The 17,213-nt window shown below is 37.8% G+C and carries 14 protein-coding genes and 2 pseudogenes; 6 read left to right on the forward strand and 10 right to left on the reverse strand.

Annotated elements, in window-relative coordinates; genetic code table 11:
- Positions 1-73: 73 nt before the first annotated feature.
- Positions 74-1,621, forward strand: a pseudogene (locus tag AC1DDX_RS07425) (aconitase family protein); the annotation flags it as partial.
- 72 nt (positions 1,622-1,693) lie between these two features.
- On the opposite strand, the gene AC1DDX_RS07430 reads toward AC1DDX_RS07425, so the two are convergent.
- Positions 1,694-3,658: a glycoside hydrolase family 97 protein gene (locus AC1DDX_RS07430; RefSeq protein WP_216854404.1), complete on the reverse strand. Its 1,965-nt coding sequence runs from the start codon at positions 3,656-3,658 to the stop codon at positions 1,694-1,696.
- 197 nt (positions 3,659-3,855) lie between these two features.
- On the opposite strand from AC1DDX_RS07430, the gene AC1DDX_RS07435 reads away from it, so the two are divergent.
- Entirely contained in the window at positions 3,856-4,293 is a 438-nt protein-coding gene (locus AC1DDX_RS07435) for a DoxX family protein (protein WP_172661493.1), read from the forward strand.
- An 11-nt stretch (positions 4,294-4,304) separates the two neighbouring features.
- Here the strand turns inward: AC1DDX_RS07435 and AC1DDX_RS07440 are convergent, their stop codons facing one another.
- The 3 genes from AC1DDX_RS07440 to AC1DDX_RS07450 all read right to left on the reverse strand — a co-directional run bounded on the left by AC1DDX_RS07440 (position 4,305) and on the right by AC1DDX_RS07450 (position 8,086).
- A complete protein-coding gene (locus AC1DDX_RS07440; protein WP_288882919.1) occupies positions 4,305-4,712 on the reverse strand; it encodes a putative signal transducing protein in 408 nt (135 codons plus the stop codon).
- Positions 4,713-4,864: 152 nt separating this feature from the next.
- Positions 4,865-6,208 (reverse strand): GH1 family beta-glucosidase, encoded by a 1,344-nt coding sequence (locus AC1DDX_RS07445; RefSeq protein ID WP_172661494.1) that lies wholly within the window; start codon positions 6,206-6,208, stop codon positions 4,865-4,867.
- Between the two features lie 36 nt (positions 6,209-6,244).
- Positions 6,245-8,086 (reverse strand): MutS-related protein, encoded by a 1,842-nt coding sequence (locus AC1DDX_RS07450; RefSeq protein WP_288882918.1) that lies wholly within the window; start codon positions 8,084-8,086, stop codon positions 6,245-6,247.
- A 64-nt stretch (positions 8,087-8,150) separates the two neighbouring features.
- Here AC1DDX_RS07450 and rlmH point away from each other — a divergent pair, with 64 nt between their 5' ends.
- Positions 8,151-8,624, forward strand: a complete 474-nt coding sequence (gene rlmH / locus AC1DDX_RS07455; protein WP_172661495.1) for a 23S rRNA (pseudouridine(1915)-N(3))-methyltransferase RlmH — start codon at positions 8,151-8,153, stop codon at positions 8,622-8,624.
- Positions 8,625-8,684: 60 nt separating this feature from the next.
- Complete coding sequence (locus AC1DDX_RS07460) at positions 8,685-8,813, forward strand: hypothetical protein (RefSeq protein WP_288882917.1); 129 nt, start codon at positions 8,685-8,687, stop codon at positions 8,811-8,813.
- 66 nt (positions 8,814-8,879) lie between these two features.
- On the opposite strand, the gene AC1DDX_RS07465 is transcribed toward AC1DDX_RS07460, so the two are convergent.
- Both AC1DDX_RS07465 and AC1DDX_RS07470 read right to left on the reverse strand, forming a co-directional pair.
- Positions 8,880-9,419 carry a DUF5606 family protein gene (locus AC1DDX_RS07465; RefSeq protein WP_172661496.1) on the reverse strand — a complete coding sequence of 180 codons (540 nt, stop codon included), beginning with the start codon at positions 9,417-9,419 and terminating at the stop codon, positions 8,880-8,882.
- Between the two features lies 1 nt (position 9,420).
- On the reverse strand, positions 9,421-9,858 hold the full coding sequence (locus AC1DDX_RS07470; protein ID WP_172661497.1) for a peptidylprolyl isomerase: 438 nt from the start codon (positions 9,856-9,858) through the stop codon (positions 9,421-9,423).
- A 219-nt stretch (positions 9,859-10,077) separates the two neighbouring features.
- Here AC1DDX_RS07470 and AC1DDX_RS07475 point away from each other — a divergent pair, with 219 nt between their 5' ends.
- A complete protein-coding gene (locus AC1DDX_RS07475; RefSeq protein ID WP_216854405.1) occupies positions 10,078-11,259 on the forward strand; it encodes an asparagine synthetase B in 1,182 nt (393 codons plus the stop codon).
- 67 nt (positions 11,260-11,326) lie between these two features.
- Here the strand turns inward: AC1DDX_RS07475 and AC1DDX_RS07480 are convergent, their stop codons facing one another.
- The 3 genes from AC1DDX_RS07480 to lpxK are packed head-to-tail and all read right to left on the reverse strand — an operon-like array spanning position 11,327 to position 15,190.
- Positions 11,327-13,342: a putative porin gene (locus AC1DDX_RS07480; protein ID WP_337717206.1), complete on the reverse strand. Its 2,016-nt coding sequence runs from the start codon at positions 13,340-13,342 to the stop codon at positions 11,327-11,329.
- Positions 13,342-14,157 carry a purine-nucleoside phosphorylase gene (locus AC1DDX_RS07485; RefSeq protein ID WP_288882912.1) on the reverse strand — a complete coding sequence of 272 codons (816 nt, stop codon included), beginning with the start codon at positions 14,155-14,157 and terminating at the stop codon, positions 13,342-13,344. The genes AC1DDX_RS07480 and AC1DDX_RS07485 overlap by 1 nt, the downstream gene beginning before the upstream one ends.
- Positions 14,129-15,190 (reverse strand): tetraacyldisaccharide 4'-kinase, encoded by a 1,062-nt coding sequence (gene lpxK, locus AC1DDX_RS07490; protein WP_288882910.1) that lies wholly within the window; start codon positions 15,188-15,190, stop codon positions 14,129-14,131. The genes AC1DDX_RS07485 and lpxK overlap by 29 nt, the downstream gene beginning before the upstream one ends.
- A gap of 113 nt (positions 15,191-15,303) precedes the next feature.
- Between lpxK and pruA the strand changes: the two genes are divergently transcribed.
- On the forward strand, positions 15,304-16,932 hold the full coding sequence (pruA, locus tag AC1DDX_RS07495; RefSeq protein ID WP_172661502.1) for an L-glutamate gamma-semialdehyde dehydrogenase: 1,629 nt from the start codon (positions 15,304-15,306) through the stop codon (positions 16,930-16,932).
- Positions 16,933-17,010: 78 nt separating this feature from the next.
- On the opposite strand, the pseudogene AC1DDX_RS07500 reads toward pruA, so the two are convergent.
- Positions 17,011-17,213: pseudogene (locus AC1DDX_RS07500) on the reverse strand (carbonic anhydrase); the annotation flags it as partial.

The raw sequence follows: 17,213 nt of genomic DNA on the forward strand, positions 1-17,213 counted from the left end.
GAGCTGTACCGGTAAAGGAACCATTTGTAATATGGGTGCCGAAATTGGTGCTACAACTTCAACATTTGGTTAGAGCTGTACCGGTAAAGGAACCATTTGTAATATGGGTGCCGAAATTGGTGCTACAACTTCAACATTTGGTTACGACGAAAGCATGGAACGTTATCTACGTGCTACCAGCAGAGCTGAAGTTGCTGACGCTGCAAACGCAATAAAAGAACACTTAACCGGCGATGCTGAGGTATATGCAGAGCCTGAAAAATACTTCGATCAATTAATCGAAATTAACTTATCTGAACTTGAGCCTTATTTGAACGGCCCATTCACTCCGGATTTAGCTACTCCTATCTCTAAAATGAAAGAAGTTGCCGCAGCTAACGGATGGCCAATGAAAATCGATGTAGGATTGATCGGTTCTTGTACCAACTCATCATACGAAGATATTTCCCGTGCAATCAGTATTGCCAAACAAGTATCAGAAAAAGGCTTAACTGCTAAATCTGAATACTGCATCAATCCGGGTTCTGAGCAGATCCGTTACACCATTCAACGTGATGGATTTTTAGACGTATTCAAAAGCATAGGTGCTAAAGTATTTACCAATGCCTGCGGACCATGTATTGGTATGTGGGACAGAGTTGGCGCTGATAAACAAGAGAAAAACACCATTGTACACTCATTTAACCGCAACTTTGCAAAACGTGCTGATGGTAACCCTAATACTTTTGCCTTTGTTGGTTCTCCGGAATTAGTAACAGCATTAGCTATTGCAGGCGATTTAAGCTTTAACCCTTTAACAGATACTTTAACAAACGATAAAGGCGAACAAGTAAAACTTGATGCCCCAACTGGATTTGAATTACCTACTAAAGGTTTTGCAGTTGAAGATGCAGGTTACCAGCAGCCAGCTGAAGACGGAAGTAAAGTAGAAGTACTTGTTTCTCCAACTTCACACAGGTTACAATTACTTGATCCGTTTACTCCTTGGGAAGGCACAGACCTTAAAGGACTTAAATTGCTGATCAAAGCAAAAGGAAAATGTACTACTGACCATATCTCAATGGCTGGTCCATGGTTAAAATTCCGCGGTCACCTGGATAACATTTCTAACAATATGTTAATTGGTGCTGTAAACTACTTTAACGACAAAACTGATTCAGTTAAAAATGAGCTTACTGGCGAATATGGTCCTGTACCAGCAACCCAGAGAGCTTATAAAGCTGCCGGATTAGGCTCTATCGTTATCGGTGATGAAAACTATGGTGAAGGATCAAGCCGTGAACACGCAGCTATGGAACCTCGTCATTTAGGTGTGCGTGCCGTATTGGTAAAATCATTTGCCCGTATCCACGAAACCAACCTTAAAAAACAAGGTATGCTTGGTTTAACCTTTGTTAACAAAGAAGATTACGATAAAATATTAGAAGACGATGTTATCGATATCATTGGATTGACAACATTTACACCCGATGTTCCACTTACTTTAGTGTTAAACCATGCTGATGGAACTAAAGAAGAGATATCTGTTAATCACAGTTATAATGAACAACAAATAGAATGGTTCAAAGCAGGAGGCGCATTGAATATCATTCGCAGAGAAGCAGCAGCTAAAAACGCTTAACAGCTTACATCTCGATATAAAAAAGGGGTTGATATTTTAAATATCAACCCCTTTTTTATATCATTTGCCTGGTTACATAATTACCGCAGCCCATCCGCCATTGCGAACCATCTTAATATCAATCTTGTCTCCAGATTTAACCTGTATTGTTTTCTTTCTATAGTCCATTGCCTGGCGACCGGCATTAATTCCATCCTCAAAATAAGTCATTGTATAGGTTTTTCCTTTTTCAAGGAAATCGAAATTTAAAGAAACGTTTCTTTCTTTTTCCTTACCATTGGTTATTGCCCCTACAAACCATTTGTCCTTTTTACGCTTTGCCACTACAGCAACTTCACCCATTTTGGCTTCCAGAGCCTTCGTTTCATCCCATGTAGTTGGCACGCTTGTGATGAATTCTGTGCAATCAAGGTTTCTGTAATAAAGCGTAGGATTATCAGCCAGCATCTGTATTCCGCTTTCAAAAACAACAAACAAAGCTAGTTGATAAGCGCGCGTACCAATGCTTGCCGCATTTGGCCTATCAGCTCTATAAACATCAGGCTGCATGCTTATCATTGCACCAGGAGTATAATCCATAGGCCCCACAGCATTACGCATAAACGGCAGGTATAAACTATTATCCGGATAACATCCACCCATCTGCTCCATTCCCCTAACTCCTTCGTAAGAAATCACGTTTGGATATTTATACTCCAGGCCCGCAGGTTTGAATGCGCCATGGAAATCGACAAACAATTTATGTTTAGCCGCTTCTTTTGCAACGTCCTCATAGTAATTAACTATCCATTGATCACTGCGGTCCATAAAATCTATTTTAACCCCTTTTACACCCCATTCCTGAAAGGTCTTAAACAACTCCATGTTCTTATGAACAGTTAACCAGGTTAACCATAATACGACCCCTACGTTCTTCTCTTTACCATAACGGATCAGCTCATGCACATCAACATCTGGATTTGGGGTATAAGGATCAGTGGTACTCTTTGCCCAGCCCTCATCCATAATAATATATGGTATACCAAATTTAGCGGCAAAGTCTATGTAATATTTATAAGTTGCCAGGTTATAACCGGAAACAAAATTCACATCTGGGCCATAAGGTGCGGCATCATTCCACCACTCCCAGCTTGCCTGACCAGGTTTAACCCAGCTAGGATCTTTAATCACACTTGACGAAGCTAGTTTTAAGGTCATCGTATTTTCAAGCAGTTGCTTATCGTTAGATGTGACCACAAAGTATCTCCACGGGAAATTACGGGTACCCGAAGTTTTTGCAATATAATCAGCCTCTTTAAGTATTTTTAGACTGCGATCGCCATCATCACCAAATTCAAGCGGAACCTTAGGAAAAGCTGCCGACATGCCATTATTCCCGGTTCCCTTGAGAAACATACAAGGATAGTCTGTCAAGTCTGATTCACTGATCAATATCTTATATTTCTTCTTTGTATCTATAAGTACTGGAAGGGTCGACATTTTATTTTCAGGCTTCCAGTCCTTTGACTGCACCTGCGAGTACAGCTCTTCATAAGCAGTTTTAAATCCGCCCGGCTGCTGCAAATGAAGAACGTATTCGCCCGGAAAGTTCACCGAAAATTCCTCATTCATCACCTCAATACTTCCTTTCTTTTTGGTAATAAAGCGGTAAGCAATCCCATCATCAAAAGCACGAAACTCTACGGCATAATTACCTTTAAAATTAAATATCAACGAGTTATAGTTGCTTTTTACAGTAGAAAATTTCAAAGAAACATAGGGTTTAATGATTTCAGTACCCTGTCCTTTTTTGCTGCCGGTTAGTTTTGGATTTTGCCCTAAAATTTCATTTCTAAGGCTCATCTGCAGATGGTTATTTTCTAATAACAGATCCTCTCCGGAGGAAATGGAATAATATATTTTGTCGGATATATTAATGGAAACTTTCAATCCTCCATTAGGAGACTTAAGCTCAACACCTTTAGTTTGAGCGTTTAAAATCGCCGACAATCCAAACACGGCTACAATGGTTAGTACGAGTTTATTAATAAAATTCATGAAAATAGTGGTTTAATCTATATGGTTGAGTTTTTGCGATTACGTTATATTTTGGTTCAGTTTTGTAAAATTAAAGGTAATGATTTATATGCTAAAACCATTTACTTGCAATATCTTTTCAATTCCATAACCAATTTTCTTAAAGCAAGGAATACATAATTTTTTTATGTAAATTCATATAACCAAAATTCAAGATTATGAACGTGCTCACAAAAATTCAAAATTGGGGTAATCGTCATCACCCAAAATGGCTCGACTATTTTAGAATAATTCTAGGTTTAGTACTCATTTGGAAAGGTATTGCATTTGCATCAAATCTTCATGCCTTTACCAATATGATGAAAGATGCTATGTTGGGTGTAGCAGTGTCTATTAGCTTACTGGCGCACATAATTATAGTGCTTCACATCATTGGTGGACTCCTCATTGCTGTCGGCTCACACACACGATTATTTTGCTTGCTCAATTTACCAATACTTGTTGTGGCAGTGTTCTTTGTTAATTTGAGAGCAAACATATTCAGCCCATATGCAGAATTCTGGGTTTCTGTGATTGTACTGATCGGCCTGATCTGTTTCTTGATTGAAGGTAATGGAGTGCTATCTGTTGAACGGGATAAAAAGGCAGTAGTTTAATTTAATTGAAGCTAAAATTCGTACTCGCAATCAAAGCAATGATGAGTTTTCTTTGCATAAAAAGGATAGATCATTAGCGCGAAGGAAACGATCATAGTTAATAGGTTAAATCTCTTTTTTGTAGCTTGTACATACCCTACGTGATTAGAACCACAGTTAGGACAATTCTCAACGCCCGCCTCGGTCTCTTCCTGAGGCAACTGAATATTTTCATCCTGAAGAATGTCCTTTACCAAAGGGATGTCCTTTTCAAAAATGTGCAGTTTAACCCCACCAAGCGCCTGAGTATATAAAGGGTTTATGGTAATTGTATTTTCATCTGATAAAAAACATTGAACACCGCTATCCATTAATCTTGCTTTCACAATATTGGCCTCAATTGGGTTATAAAAAGTTTCAAATACTACAATCTTATCCATTTAATATGCTTTGGATATAAATGTACAAAAAGCTTTTCATTTGGGATTTTATAATGCCACCTAACATATCTAGTTGCGCCCTGTCAAGTCACAATGAAATGAACTTCTGATGAATTATAAGAAACTCCAGACACGACTTTACTATTGCTGATTTATAAATCGGATGCCAAAAACTGCTGAAACCAGAACCCGGAATCTTTTATGATTCTGTGCTGAGTTTTAAAGTCTGTATGTACTAAACCAAAACGGGCATTAAAACCCTCGGCCCATTCAAAATTATCCATTAATGTCCAGGCCATGTAACCTGTAATATTTAACCCTTCACTTTTGGCTTTTAGGAGGGCCGCCAGATAAAGCTGAAAATAAGCTATGCGTTCCGGATCATGAACATGATTACCCGATACCTTATCATGATAGGCTGCTCCATTTTCAGTAATCATTAGTTTCTTAATACCCGGATAAGAAGCGAATTGCTTAATGATATTGTAAAAGCTATCGGCATTTATTTCCCATCCCATTGCAGTATGTGGTTTTTTTCTGCTTTTAGCTTTAACTTCCCATGCCTGCAAAACAGGGATAAAGGCGTTGTATTTAATGGTTAAGGGAAAATAATTTTGTAGACCAATAAAATCGAAGTCAAAAGTTAGTCTCTTAGTATGTCGCCAGGTAGAATGCTGAATCGAAAATTTCTCCATCAAATCCCAATCTGCTCCTGGATAACCCATTCCCAATGTAGGTTCAATAAATAACCTGTTCATCAAACAATCAATTCTTTTAGCGGCAGTTATATCGGCATCGCTTTGCGTATACGGAATAACTTCAGAGCAAGAGAAGCTTGTTCCAATGTTGGCGTTGGGCACTTCGGCTCTTAATATCCGGCCACCATCGGCTTGTGCTATTGCGGTATGATGAACGGCAGAAAAGAAATTGGTTAAGCCCGTTTTTCCGGGCGCATGTACTCCTAACATGTATCCCAGTGAAGTAAAACCGAAAGGTTCATTCAAAACTATCCAGTTCTTAACCTTATGACCATACTCTTTGGCGCATATAGATACGAAGTTATTAAAGGAATCATTGATGCTATAAGCAGTCCACCCGCCCTCATCTTCCAGCGCATCTGGCAAATCCCAGTGGTAAAGTGTTACATAAGGAATTAGCCCATTTAGCAGGCACTCATCTATCACTTTATGGTAGAAAAGAATTCCTTCTTTATTTATAGCTCCCTTCCCATAAGGAAGAATTCTGGACCAGGCTATTGAAAATCGAAAAACGGAGAAGCCAAGTGTTTTAACAAGGGCTATATCTTCTTTGTACTTATGGTAAAAGTCGCAGGCATGCTTGGGGTCGTGCCCTTTTTTTATTTTACCTGATCTTTTAGAAAAAGTATCCCAAATAGATGGCCCTTTGCCATAGCTCTCAGAAGCACCTTCAATTTGGGCTGCAGCTACCGCCACACCCCATAAAAAATCCTCACCAAAATCAGATGCTTTAATCATACCTGCAGTTATTAAAGGCAATATGGCATTATGGTATTAACTTAATGTTAAGCCTATTTGTTTGAGTAACAGGGCCGCATTAAAAGTTTTGCAAGGGCCATGTTTCAACTTGTAATCAAACTCCATCTCATCCTCTGCTATTTGAATATCAAAATGATAGTTCCTTACATTATCGCCATGATCTGCTTCCATTTCTGAGAGTTGTAAGTCGTGAGTAGCAAACAGTGCAGGTGTGCTTTGTGCAATTAATTTTTCTATAAATACTTTAGATCCAAGATATTTATCCTTACTGTTTGTTCCCCTAAGCATTTCATCGATCAGCACAAATGAATTTGCCGAAACATTGATGGCATCGAGTATCATTTTTAGCCTGTTGAGTTCTGCTTTAAAGGTTGAGGTATGATCGTTCAAAGAATCTTTGATACGCATATAGGAAAGTACTTTAAATATAGAAAGCGACATTTCTTTAGCGCAAACGGGCGCGCCTGCAAATGCGAGCACCATGTTAATACCAACTGTACGCAGAAATGTGCTTTTCCCTGCCATATTTGAGCCTGTAACAATATCAACTGTAGGATGGGCGCCCAGACTAAAATCGTTTACTACACGCTCTCTTTCGTGAATTAAGGGATGTCCTAATTCAATGCCCTTTAAGTTAAAATTATCAGCAATTGTAGGGAAGCTCCAGTCTGGTTGATTGTGGGTAAGTGTGGCAAACGAAATCAACTCTTCGAACTGACTAATCCTATACAGGCCGCCTACCAAGTTAGTTGATGATTTTATATACCATTTATTTAAATCGAATGAGCATTTTAGATCCAAGAGCAGAAACAGGTTTAAAAAAAAGCCTACAAATGGGTTAAGCCTGTTATCAAATGCTTTAATGATGGATGATAGTTGTTTGATCTGTTTACTTACAGGATCGTTTGTTATGCCGTCGCTATCATTTCCCTTAAAAAAATCTTTAATATAGGTGCTTTTCCAGGTAATTTCTTCTGTCCACTTTATTGTGCCAGAGAAGGAGTCTAATAAATTTGATCCCCCTGTAAATCCATAATAAACCAGGTTGATGTATTTCAGGTTGAAGAAAATGAGTGACATATTAAATAAGGCTACAAGGCCAAATATTTTCCATACATGACCACCGAATATTGCGCCAAGTATAAGCACCCCAAAAGTAATAAAAGGCCCTATTTTTACATATAATTGAAGCGTTTTATTGTGAGTAAACTTTAGCTGATTGGGCAGCTGATGTTCCAGTTTATCCTTAATAACGTCAAGCTGACCGGGTTTGTGATTTTGTAATTCGGCCCGGAAGTGAAAAGTTTTATCTATATGTTCAGTCATTTCGGCGATAGCTTCTTGTCGCTGCAAAATGATGTCCTTTCCATTTGGTCGACCCAGATTTTCTGCAAGGATATTTAAGCCATTATTTGTATTGCAACGATTGATATAAGAGAACAAAGTTCCTTGCCCGTAAATGTCCAAATCTGATGAATAGGGATGGTATTCGTTGCTATAGCACTCTCCATCACTATATCCATTGGTATTTGAAGTAATATGATTCACTTCATTTTGGTAAACCCACAAAAGTTGTTCGGCGTAGGTTAGCTCTTGTTGTACTGCAATTTGCTTTTTTACCAAAATCATAAAAAAGATTACCGGTATAATAGTTAGCGCTATTAACACCCACGAAAAACCAATATTTATGATGAGCGCTATTATTATTATTTCGGCAATAAACAGACCCAAACGGGAGAATGATATTTTATTAAGCTTGCTCTTGAGGCCATCGATCTGAGTTTGCTGACTTGCTACATTATTTCTGTAATCGTTTAAAATGCTATCTTTTGTTCTTATCATTGTATTTTTCTCCATTGAACTGTTTTGCTTCGGCCCAGTTTGATAAATATAGGGAATTGATTATTACGCCGCTAATTAGATGAAGATTACACTACTTGTTACAGGAAAAACAGAAGAAAAATATCTTATTGAAGGTATTGAGAAGTATTTAAACCGGCTAAAACATTATATAGGGTTTAATATGATCGTTATTCCTGATGTAAAAAACACTAAGAATCTAAGTGAGGCGCAACAAAAGGCAAAGGAAGCTGAAATGATGTTAAAACACATCAGTAATCCGGATACTGTAATTTTGCTTGACGAGAAAGGAAAAAAATATACTTCTGTACTATTTTCAAATTATTTGAACAAACAGATGATTGGAAGTGTTCAGCATTTGGTATTTGTAATAGGTGGACCTTATGGGTTTGATGAGTCTGTTTATAAAAGATCCAACGGGAGTATGTCGCTTTCTGATATGACTTTCTCTCATCAAATGGTACGCTTATTTTTTGTAGAGCAGCTATACAGGGCTTTTAGTATATTAAAAGGAGAACCATATCACCATGAATAATCTGTATTAATTTTATGGAAATTTAATCCCGCTCTCATCATTATTAAAAGGAGATTTATTATGCGCTTACCATCAGAATATAAAAGAAATTATAAGTTTAAAAGCGACAGAAGAAAGGATCGTTTAAGTTATATTATTGCCATAGTTATATCGGCAATAGCGTTTTTACTGATCTGGTATCTGGCTTAAAATAACAAAGAGCCCGATCAACATTAACGTTAATCGGGCTCTTTATATCATATTGTAATTCACTAACTACACACCTTTTTTACTGGTCATGCTTGCTTTTTTAGCTGGCTGTGATGTTTTAGCCGGTGCYTTTGCATTTGCTGGTTTTGGCGTAGCTTTTGGCTTCTTATCGATTTTTTCTTCAGCCTTTAAAGCTTCCTGCTCTGCACTTACTGATGGGGCATCCTCTGAGAACAAAGGCAGCTCTTTTAATAAATGGTACCAGGTAACAATCTTTTTCATATCAGAGGTGTATACTTTTTCCTCATCATGATCTGGCGCAACTTCTTTAAAGAATGCTTTTAAAGCGTTTGCGTCTGTTTTTGCATCAGGAACGTTTCCTTTAGCCGCAGCAATGTTAGCCAAAACATCCACAAGCTTCAGATCCTCATCTTCGCCATAAATGGTAATGTCTTCTAATGATGCAAGTTTAGTTGTAGTAATATTGGCTACAATTTTAACTTTTTGAGCATCAAGGCTCTCAAGAACGTATCCACCTTTATTTTGCCCTACTAGTTTAAATAGCCCCGGTCTCCCAGATACTGCTACTATTCCTCTTAAATTCATATTAATCCTCTATTACTTCTATTCCTAAAATCTTGTCACCTTGTTTAATATCATCAACAATATCGACATTTTCTATTACTTTACCGAATACTGTGTGGTTTCTATCAAGGTGAGCAGTATTATCTCTGCTATGACAGATAAAAAACTGCGATCCTCCTGTGTTTCTGCCAGCATGTGCCATTGACAAAACACCACGGTCATGATATTGGTTCTCTCCAGAAAGCTCACAATCAATTTTATAACCCGGGCCACCTGCACCAGTTCCGGTAGGATCTCCACCCTGAACCACAAAATTTGGAATTACTCTGTGAAATATAACCCCATCATAAAATCCCTCGTTAGCTAATTTTTTAAAGTTAGCAACTGTATTTGGTGCATCCTGATCATAAAACTGAACAGTCATGTTCCCTTTCTCTGTTTTAATTATTGCTTTACTCATGTTGTTTTTTGTAAACGCCAAACTTAGATAAAATAGTTTTTATATGCAATTTATACTAAAAGCGTTATATGTACATTATAATTTTATATTGGTATGCAAAAAATATACATTCGTACTCACTGATACAACCACATGATTTTAAGCTTGAAAAAATTYGGCCTTCTGTTTTTTTTACTCGTAGTTACAATAGCTGCTAAGGCATCGTCTATTCTTATTTACATGGATGAGGACCAAAAAAACCATTTGAAAGCTTATGGTATAGCATATTGGGGCATTAAGCAAAAGGCGGATGTTAGCTGGCTCTTAAATTACAGAGGTGGCAGTTTTTTAATTGGCTATAACAAGGCTATTGAAGACGAGTGTAAAACCAGGGGGGTTTCTTATCAGATACTTGCCGACGGAAAGGTTACATCTATTTTAAATGAGATTAGCGACCCACAAGTAAATATGGAAATGGTGAAGCTTGAAAAAGCCCCAAAAATAGCGGTTTATTCGCCTAAAAGTAAATTACCATGGGATGATGCGGTTACTATGGTGCTTACCTATGCTGAAATTCCTTACGATGTGGTTTATGATGATGATGTTTTAAAGGATAAATTGTCAGCATATGACTGGCTGCACCTGCATCACGAGGATTTTACCGGCCAGTATGGTCGCTTCTGGAGTGCTTTTAGAAATGCGACCTGGTATCGTGAAGATGTTAAAAATCAAGAAGCTACTGCAAAAAGAAATGGTTTTACTAAGGTATCTCAATTGAAGTTGGCTGTAGCTAAACGGATAAAGGAGTTCTGTACTGGAGGTGGATTTCTTTTTGCAATGTGTTCGGGTACTGATAGTTTTGACATTGCATTGAGCGCCGAAGGTGTTGACATTTGTGAAAGTATGTTTGATGGCGACGGGGCCGATCCGCAGGCTCAAAGTAAACTTAATTTTAATAACACCTTTGCTTTTAAGGATTTTAAGCTTGATGAGAACCCTAATAATTACGAATTTTCTGATATAGATGCTACTCAAACCAGAACGCTTACACAGGCTAATGATTTTTTTACACTGTTTGATTTTTCTGCAAAATGGGATCTTGTGCCAACTATGCTCACTCAAAACCATGATAAGGTAATTAAGGGTTTTATGGGCCAAACCACTGCATTTAAGAAACGTTTTGTAAAGCCAAGTGTTACGGTTCTTGGTGAAAATAAAGGCGCCGAAGAGGTACGCTATTTAAACGGCGAGATTGGTAAAGGGCAGTTTACTTTTTATGGTGGACATGATCCGGAAGATTATCAGCATGCGGTTGGAGATCCTCCAACTGATCTAAATCTGCACCCTAATTCACCGGGTTATAGGTTAATTTTAAACAATGTTTTGTTTCCGGCTGCTAAAAAGAAACCGCAAAAGACTTAGTGATAACAACATGTAATCGTTCACCTCGTCATCGACGATAGCTTTAAAACAACCGCTCATCAATAGTTTAATCGTAGAAATTCCAGCTTACTCCAAATTTGAATAATAAACGGTCTGGCATTGGATAGCGATCAACTGTATAATATCCTTTATAAAGTAAGCCCTGGTTTACATAATCGCATTTCACAAAAAGGTTAGCTCTTCTTAAACTTGCTTTAACCCATACATCTACAATTGGCGTGGTATCAAACGTTACATCTTTACCAATATAGAACTGGCCAGTTGCAGTTGAATACGAGTATGCTTTGTATGGTGTGTTGTAACGGACATCGAAACCGACATTGGTTTTTAACACCTTAAAAAAGGTATGATCCAGATAAAAACTATTGAAGGTATAAACTTCAGGAGTACGTAACTTATCGGGATTATCTGTTTTTTGGTAAACAACATAACTCTCCAGATTAAACTTACCGAATCTGAATTTTTTACCTGCAGTTATTTTAAAGAGGTTTATGGAGGAACCTAACTGAAGTGGTTCTATTCCGCCTTTGTCATCCTGACCAAAATAAAGATACTTATCTATTAAATAGTACTGTGCACCTGCATCAAACCCAAATTTTTCGTTGATAAAATTAAAGGACAGGTTGATGGTTTTAGTACGATCGAAATTATTTTCCCAACGGTAGTGGTTGCCAAAGTAATTGGTATAGGTTTCTTCGGGTGACTTGTTTTGAAAATAAGCACCTAGAACTATACGACCAACAGATTTACTTAACAGCACGTTACTTTTGGCTTCGTATAAAAAATCACCTACGTTTCGTCCTTGAAAGATTTGTTGTAAATCGACATTAAAATCTATTTTGTTACTTAACCGATAGCCCGCATTACCCAACAAAGTAACATTTTGGAAAGTAGCTGAATAATCATAAAACCGGGTTCGGTCTCGATAAAGCACCAGCTGGTTATAATTATAAAAGTCGTGCTTTATACCTACATCGAGCTTTAGCTCATTTTTGATAATTGAACTTCCTTTTGCCCTAAGGAAAAAGCTGTAGATAAACTCATTCTGTATGTGGGTATATCTTGTACTGTCATTAGTGAAAGTAGTATCTGCCAAACCAATACCATTTGGGAAAACAGATTCCCTGACACGTTCTGAAGTAAAGCCCTCATCCTTTTGGAATGCATAGGAATTTGCATCATACTTTAAAGTATAGGATATCTTGTTTGTTGGGAGTATTTTTTTTGTTATTTCCTGGGCAACGCTATCTATCCGCCCCACAAAATAGGTCTGCTTAAGCATAAAACCAGTTTGCCGCCATATTCGTTTACCAGTTTGCAGCCTAACAGGTTCTGTAAGTTTATCTACAGAATTGTTTGTACCTGTATAAATAGAATCATTAAGGATGGATCCATTTTCTTGAGTTTTAAGGGTATTAAACACTACACTAGCCCATAGATTATACCTTTTGTTTGGCGATTGGTACCAGCTAAAGAGCGCGCCATTCAGGTCGTCTCCCCTTTGCCTTCTGTAATAACCATTTGCCCCTATCCTATTAAAATTGAGGCCCACATTAAAGTTCGGCTTAATATTCTGGGAGTGTATTACTTTAAAAACTTGCTCAGCTTCGCCGGCGCTAACATAATAAAGACTGGTAAATGGTGTTCTTGCCTGGTAATACCTAACATCGTCGTGCGTCATTGCGTAATAATCCAGCGAGTGCATACCAATGTCAAAACCTATTGTTTTAGACGGTTCAAAAAGCATTGGTCTGGCGGCCAGGCCTAAGTTACCAACCCCAACTGTTGGTGTTCTTGGGTGTATAAGTATGTTAAAATTTTGAAAGCCTGTTAGTGTTGTGTCCAGAGGTATAGTTTGTATGCTATCCTTTGTAAGTTTAAGGGTAGTATATCTGATAAATCTTGAGGTGAATACTATAGAATCTCTTCCTTCTTCTTCTTTCTTTCTTAAGGAGTCCATCTCCTTATTATCATTAACGGTAGTTTTTAAATCCTGCGCGAACAATTGTGCACCACCGAAGATGACAAAGCAAAAAACAAGAAAGGCAATGTTTTTATACATTATAAAGTTGAAATTAACTGGCTCAATATTTTTGTCATTTTAGGCTCGGCTATCTTTGCTGTTTCTATTATTTCTTCAAGACTAACCGGTTCAAGTACTTCAGGGAATCCCTCATCCGTTAAAACAGAAATTGCAAATACAGGGATGGTCATGTGGTTGGCTACTATAACCTCGGGCACAGTACTCATCCCTACAGCATCGCCTCCAATAATTCTCAAATAATTATATTCTGCTTTAGTTTCTAAATTGGGTCCTGTTACGGCAATGTAAACGCCTTGATGGCACTTAATGTTGTTGTCCTTAGCAATATTAATTGCTTGCTTTATTAATGCTCTATTATAAGGCTGACTCATGTCGGGAAAACGAGGTCCCATGTCCGAATCATTACTACCACGTAAAGGACTCTCTGGCTGCAAATTGATGTGATCATTGATCACCATTAAGTCGCCTTTTTTAAATTCCGGATTTAACGATCCCGCAGCATTTGAAACAAATAAGTGGGCTATCCCTAAAGCTTTCATTGCCCTGATCGGGAAAGTAATTTGCTGCATAGAATAGCCTTCGTAATAATGAAGCCTTCCTTGCATTGCAATTACTTTTTTGCCATTGAGCTTTCCGAAGATTAGCTTTCCGGTATGAAATTCGAGTGTCGAGATTGGGAAATTAGGAATATTAGAATACATCAACTGGTATTCAACTTCTATATCGTTAACAAGACCACCAAGGCCAGTTCCTAAAACAATTCCAATTTCCGGAAGAAAATTATCAGTTTTTCGTTTTATATATTCAACGGTTTCGTGTAGTGCTTGAAACATAATCTAAAATCTTTTGATCAAATGTAGCTTTATCTTCTTCCTGTAATGTTATTTTAACAGGCAAATAAAAGACAGGCAAATTTAAAAGTAATTCTTTTAATACATCATCTAATAAACGTTGTGCATCTTTTTCTGTTGTTATTATTATTTTTTCTTCTGAAGGATCGTTCTTAAAGGCATTTACAAGTTGCTGAATATTTTGCAAAGTAAAGCGATAATGATCAGGATAGTCATGGTGATCTATACGCTGCGTATATTTTTGCAACTGAGTTAACAAAGGTAAAGGGTTAGCTATCCCGGTTAATAAGAATACAGAAGTAGTACCTGAAATTGAGGATAGAGGCCGCTGTTCTTTTGAAATAAGGTTTGTAAGGCTACCATAAGTTAAAAAAGAAAAGGATAGCTTTTCTTTTGCTGGTGCATCAAACCTATTTAAGCAAGCTTGCTTTTGATGCACATCTATCTTTTCTGGTCCTTTGGTAACCAGCAATGCCTGTGCCCGATGATATCCAGAAAAAGGTTCTCTTAAATTTCCGGCAGGAAGCAAAAATTGCGGACTTAGTAGTTTTTGATATTCAAAAAGAAGGATGTTAAAACCGGGTTTTACACTCCTATGCTGAAAAGCATCGTCCAGTATTATAATATCGTGATTACTTTTTAAAAGATTAATACCGGTTACCCTGTCTTCGCAAACTGCAACAGTAACTGTTGGAAACTTGTTGTAAAACTGCATTGGTTCGTCGCCTATTGTTTCTGCATTTGAGTTTGCATCTGCAAGGATATATCCTTTAGTTTTACGGCCGTACCCCCTACTTAGGATGGCAATACGCTTATCAGGTAACAGATTTACGAGGTACTCTGTTACCGGACTTTTGCCAGACCCCCCAACAACAAGGTTCCCTACACATATCACTGGTAAGTCAAAATTTGTTTGCTTAAACACACCTGTATCGTATAGCTTATTCCTGATGAGAACTACTAAGCCATAGAGGACAGAAAACGGAAGTAATAATAATCTGAGGTATTTAATCATGTGCCGTTTCAAAAATAAGAATTATTACCTCGCATTTTATCACGTTTATACGGATTGCCATTTACCTGTGTAATAAATAAAAGTTTACCTTTGTAAAAATAACTTATTATAACATGCTTAAAGGATTTTTTAACGTACCCGCTCCTGTAAATGAGCCCATTTTGGGTTATGCACCAGGGAGTAAAGAACGTGAACTTTTAAAGGCCGCTTTAGCCGATGCCCGTTCCAAACAAATTGAGATACCGATGTATATTGGTGTTGAGGAAGTGCATACAGAAGTTAAAGGAAAGGTTACCCCTCCGCACGATCATCAACATGTATTGGGTAAATATAGTATTGGAAATAAAAACCACGTAAAGCAAGCTATTGATGCTGCTTTGGCAGCTAAAGCTGATTGGGAAAATTTGGCGTGGGAACATCGTGCTGCAATTTTTCTGAAGGCAGCCGATTTAATTGCAGGTCCGTATCGTTATAAATTAAATGCTGCAACAATGCTTGGGCAGTCTAAGAATGCTTACCAGGCTGAAATTGACTCGGCATGTGAGCTGATTGATTTCCTTCGTTTCAATGTTAGCTATATGGCTGAAATCTATAAGCAGCAACCCCCTGTTTCGCCTAAAGGATCTTGGAACAGAGTTGAGCAACGCCCATTGGAAGGTTTTGTGTTTGCTTTAACCCCGTTTAACTTTACTGCCATCGCAGGGAATCTTCCTACATCAGCAGCTATGATGGGGAATGTTGTGGTATGGAAACCAGCAGATACTCAAATTTTTGCAGCTAATGTATTAATGCAGATATTCAGAGAAGCGGGATTACCTGATGGTGTGATCAACCTTGTTTATGTTGATGGACCTGAAGCTGGCGAAGTGATTTTTAGTCACCCTGACTTTGCCGGAATTCACTTTACTGGTTCTACTGCAGTTTTCCAAAACATCTGGAAAACTATTGGTAATAACATTCATAAATTTAAAACCTATCCGCGTATTGTTGGAGAAACCGGTGGTAAGGATTTTATCCTTGTTCATGGTTCTGCAGAACCGGAAATATCAAGTACAGCAATTATTCGTGGTGCTTTTGAATATCAAGGTCAGAAGTGTTCTGCTGCCTCTCGCGTTTATGTATCGAAAACCGTATGGCCTGAGATTAAGGATTTAATGATCCGTGATCTGGCTACCTTTAAAATGGGTGGAACTGAAGATTTCAGTAATTTCATTAATGCAGTTATTGACGAGAAATCTTTCAATAAACTGGCTAAATATATTGATGAAGCCAAGCAAGACAAATCTGTAGAGATTATTGCAGGAGGAAATTACGATAAATCTAAAGGTTACTTTATTGAGCCCACAGTTCTTGTTGTTAAAGATCCAAAATATACCACAATGTGTGAAGAGCTTTTTGGCCCTGTATTAACAATATACGTTTACGAGGATAAAGATTTTGATAAAGTTCTGGACATTATAGATACTACTTCTATTTATGCCTTAACAGGTGCTGTTATTGCCCAGGATCGTTACGCGATAGAAAAGGCTACTCAACGTTTAAGAAACGCTGCCGGTAATTTCTATATTAATGATAAATGCACCGGTGCTGTTGTTGGACAGCAGCCTTTTGGTGGTGCCAGAGGATCGGGTACAAATGATAAAGCCGGATCAATGATTAATCTATTGCGCTGGGTTTCTCCTCGTACTATTAAGGAAACTTTTGATCCACCAAAGGATTATCGTTATCCATTTTTAGGATAGATACTAAATAAAAAAACTCCCGGCTCATCGCCGGGAGTTTTTTTATTTAGTAAATCAGCCTTTAGCTCAATTGAAAAGTTATTTTTCTGTATTCATTTTAAATACCGGAGAAATATCCTCAGCACTTGAAGCACTTACTTTTAAATCGGTGATTAAACCTGATTTTAAACTATAAACCCAGGCATGCACACCAAGTTCCTGACCCGATGCCCATGCGTTTTGTACAATTGAAGTACTCATCACATTTGCAGCTCCCTCTATGGCATTCAACTCCACTAAAC

The sequence above is a fragment of the Pedobacter sp. 10L46_2 genome (genome assembly GCF_056395165.1).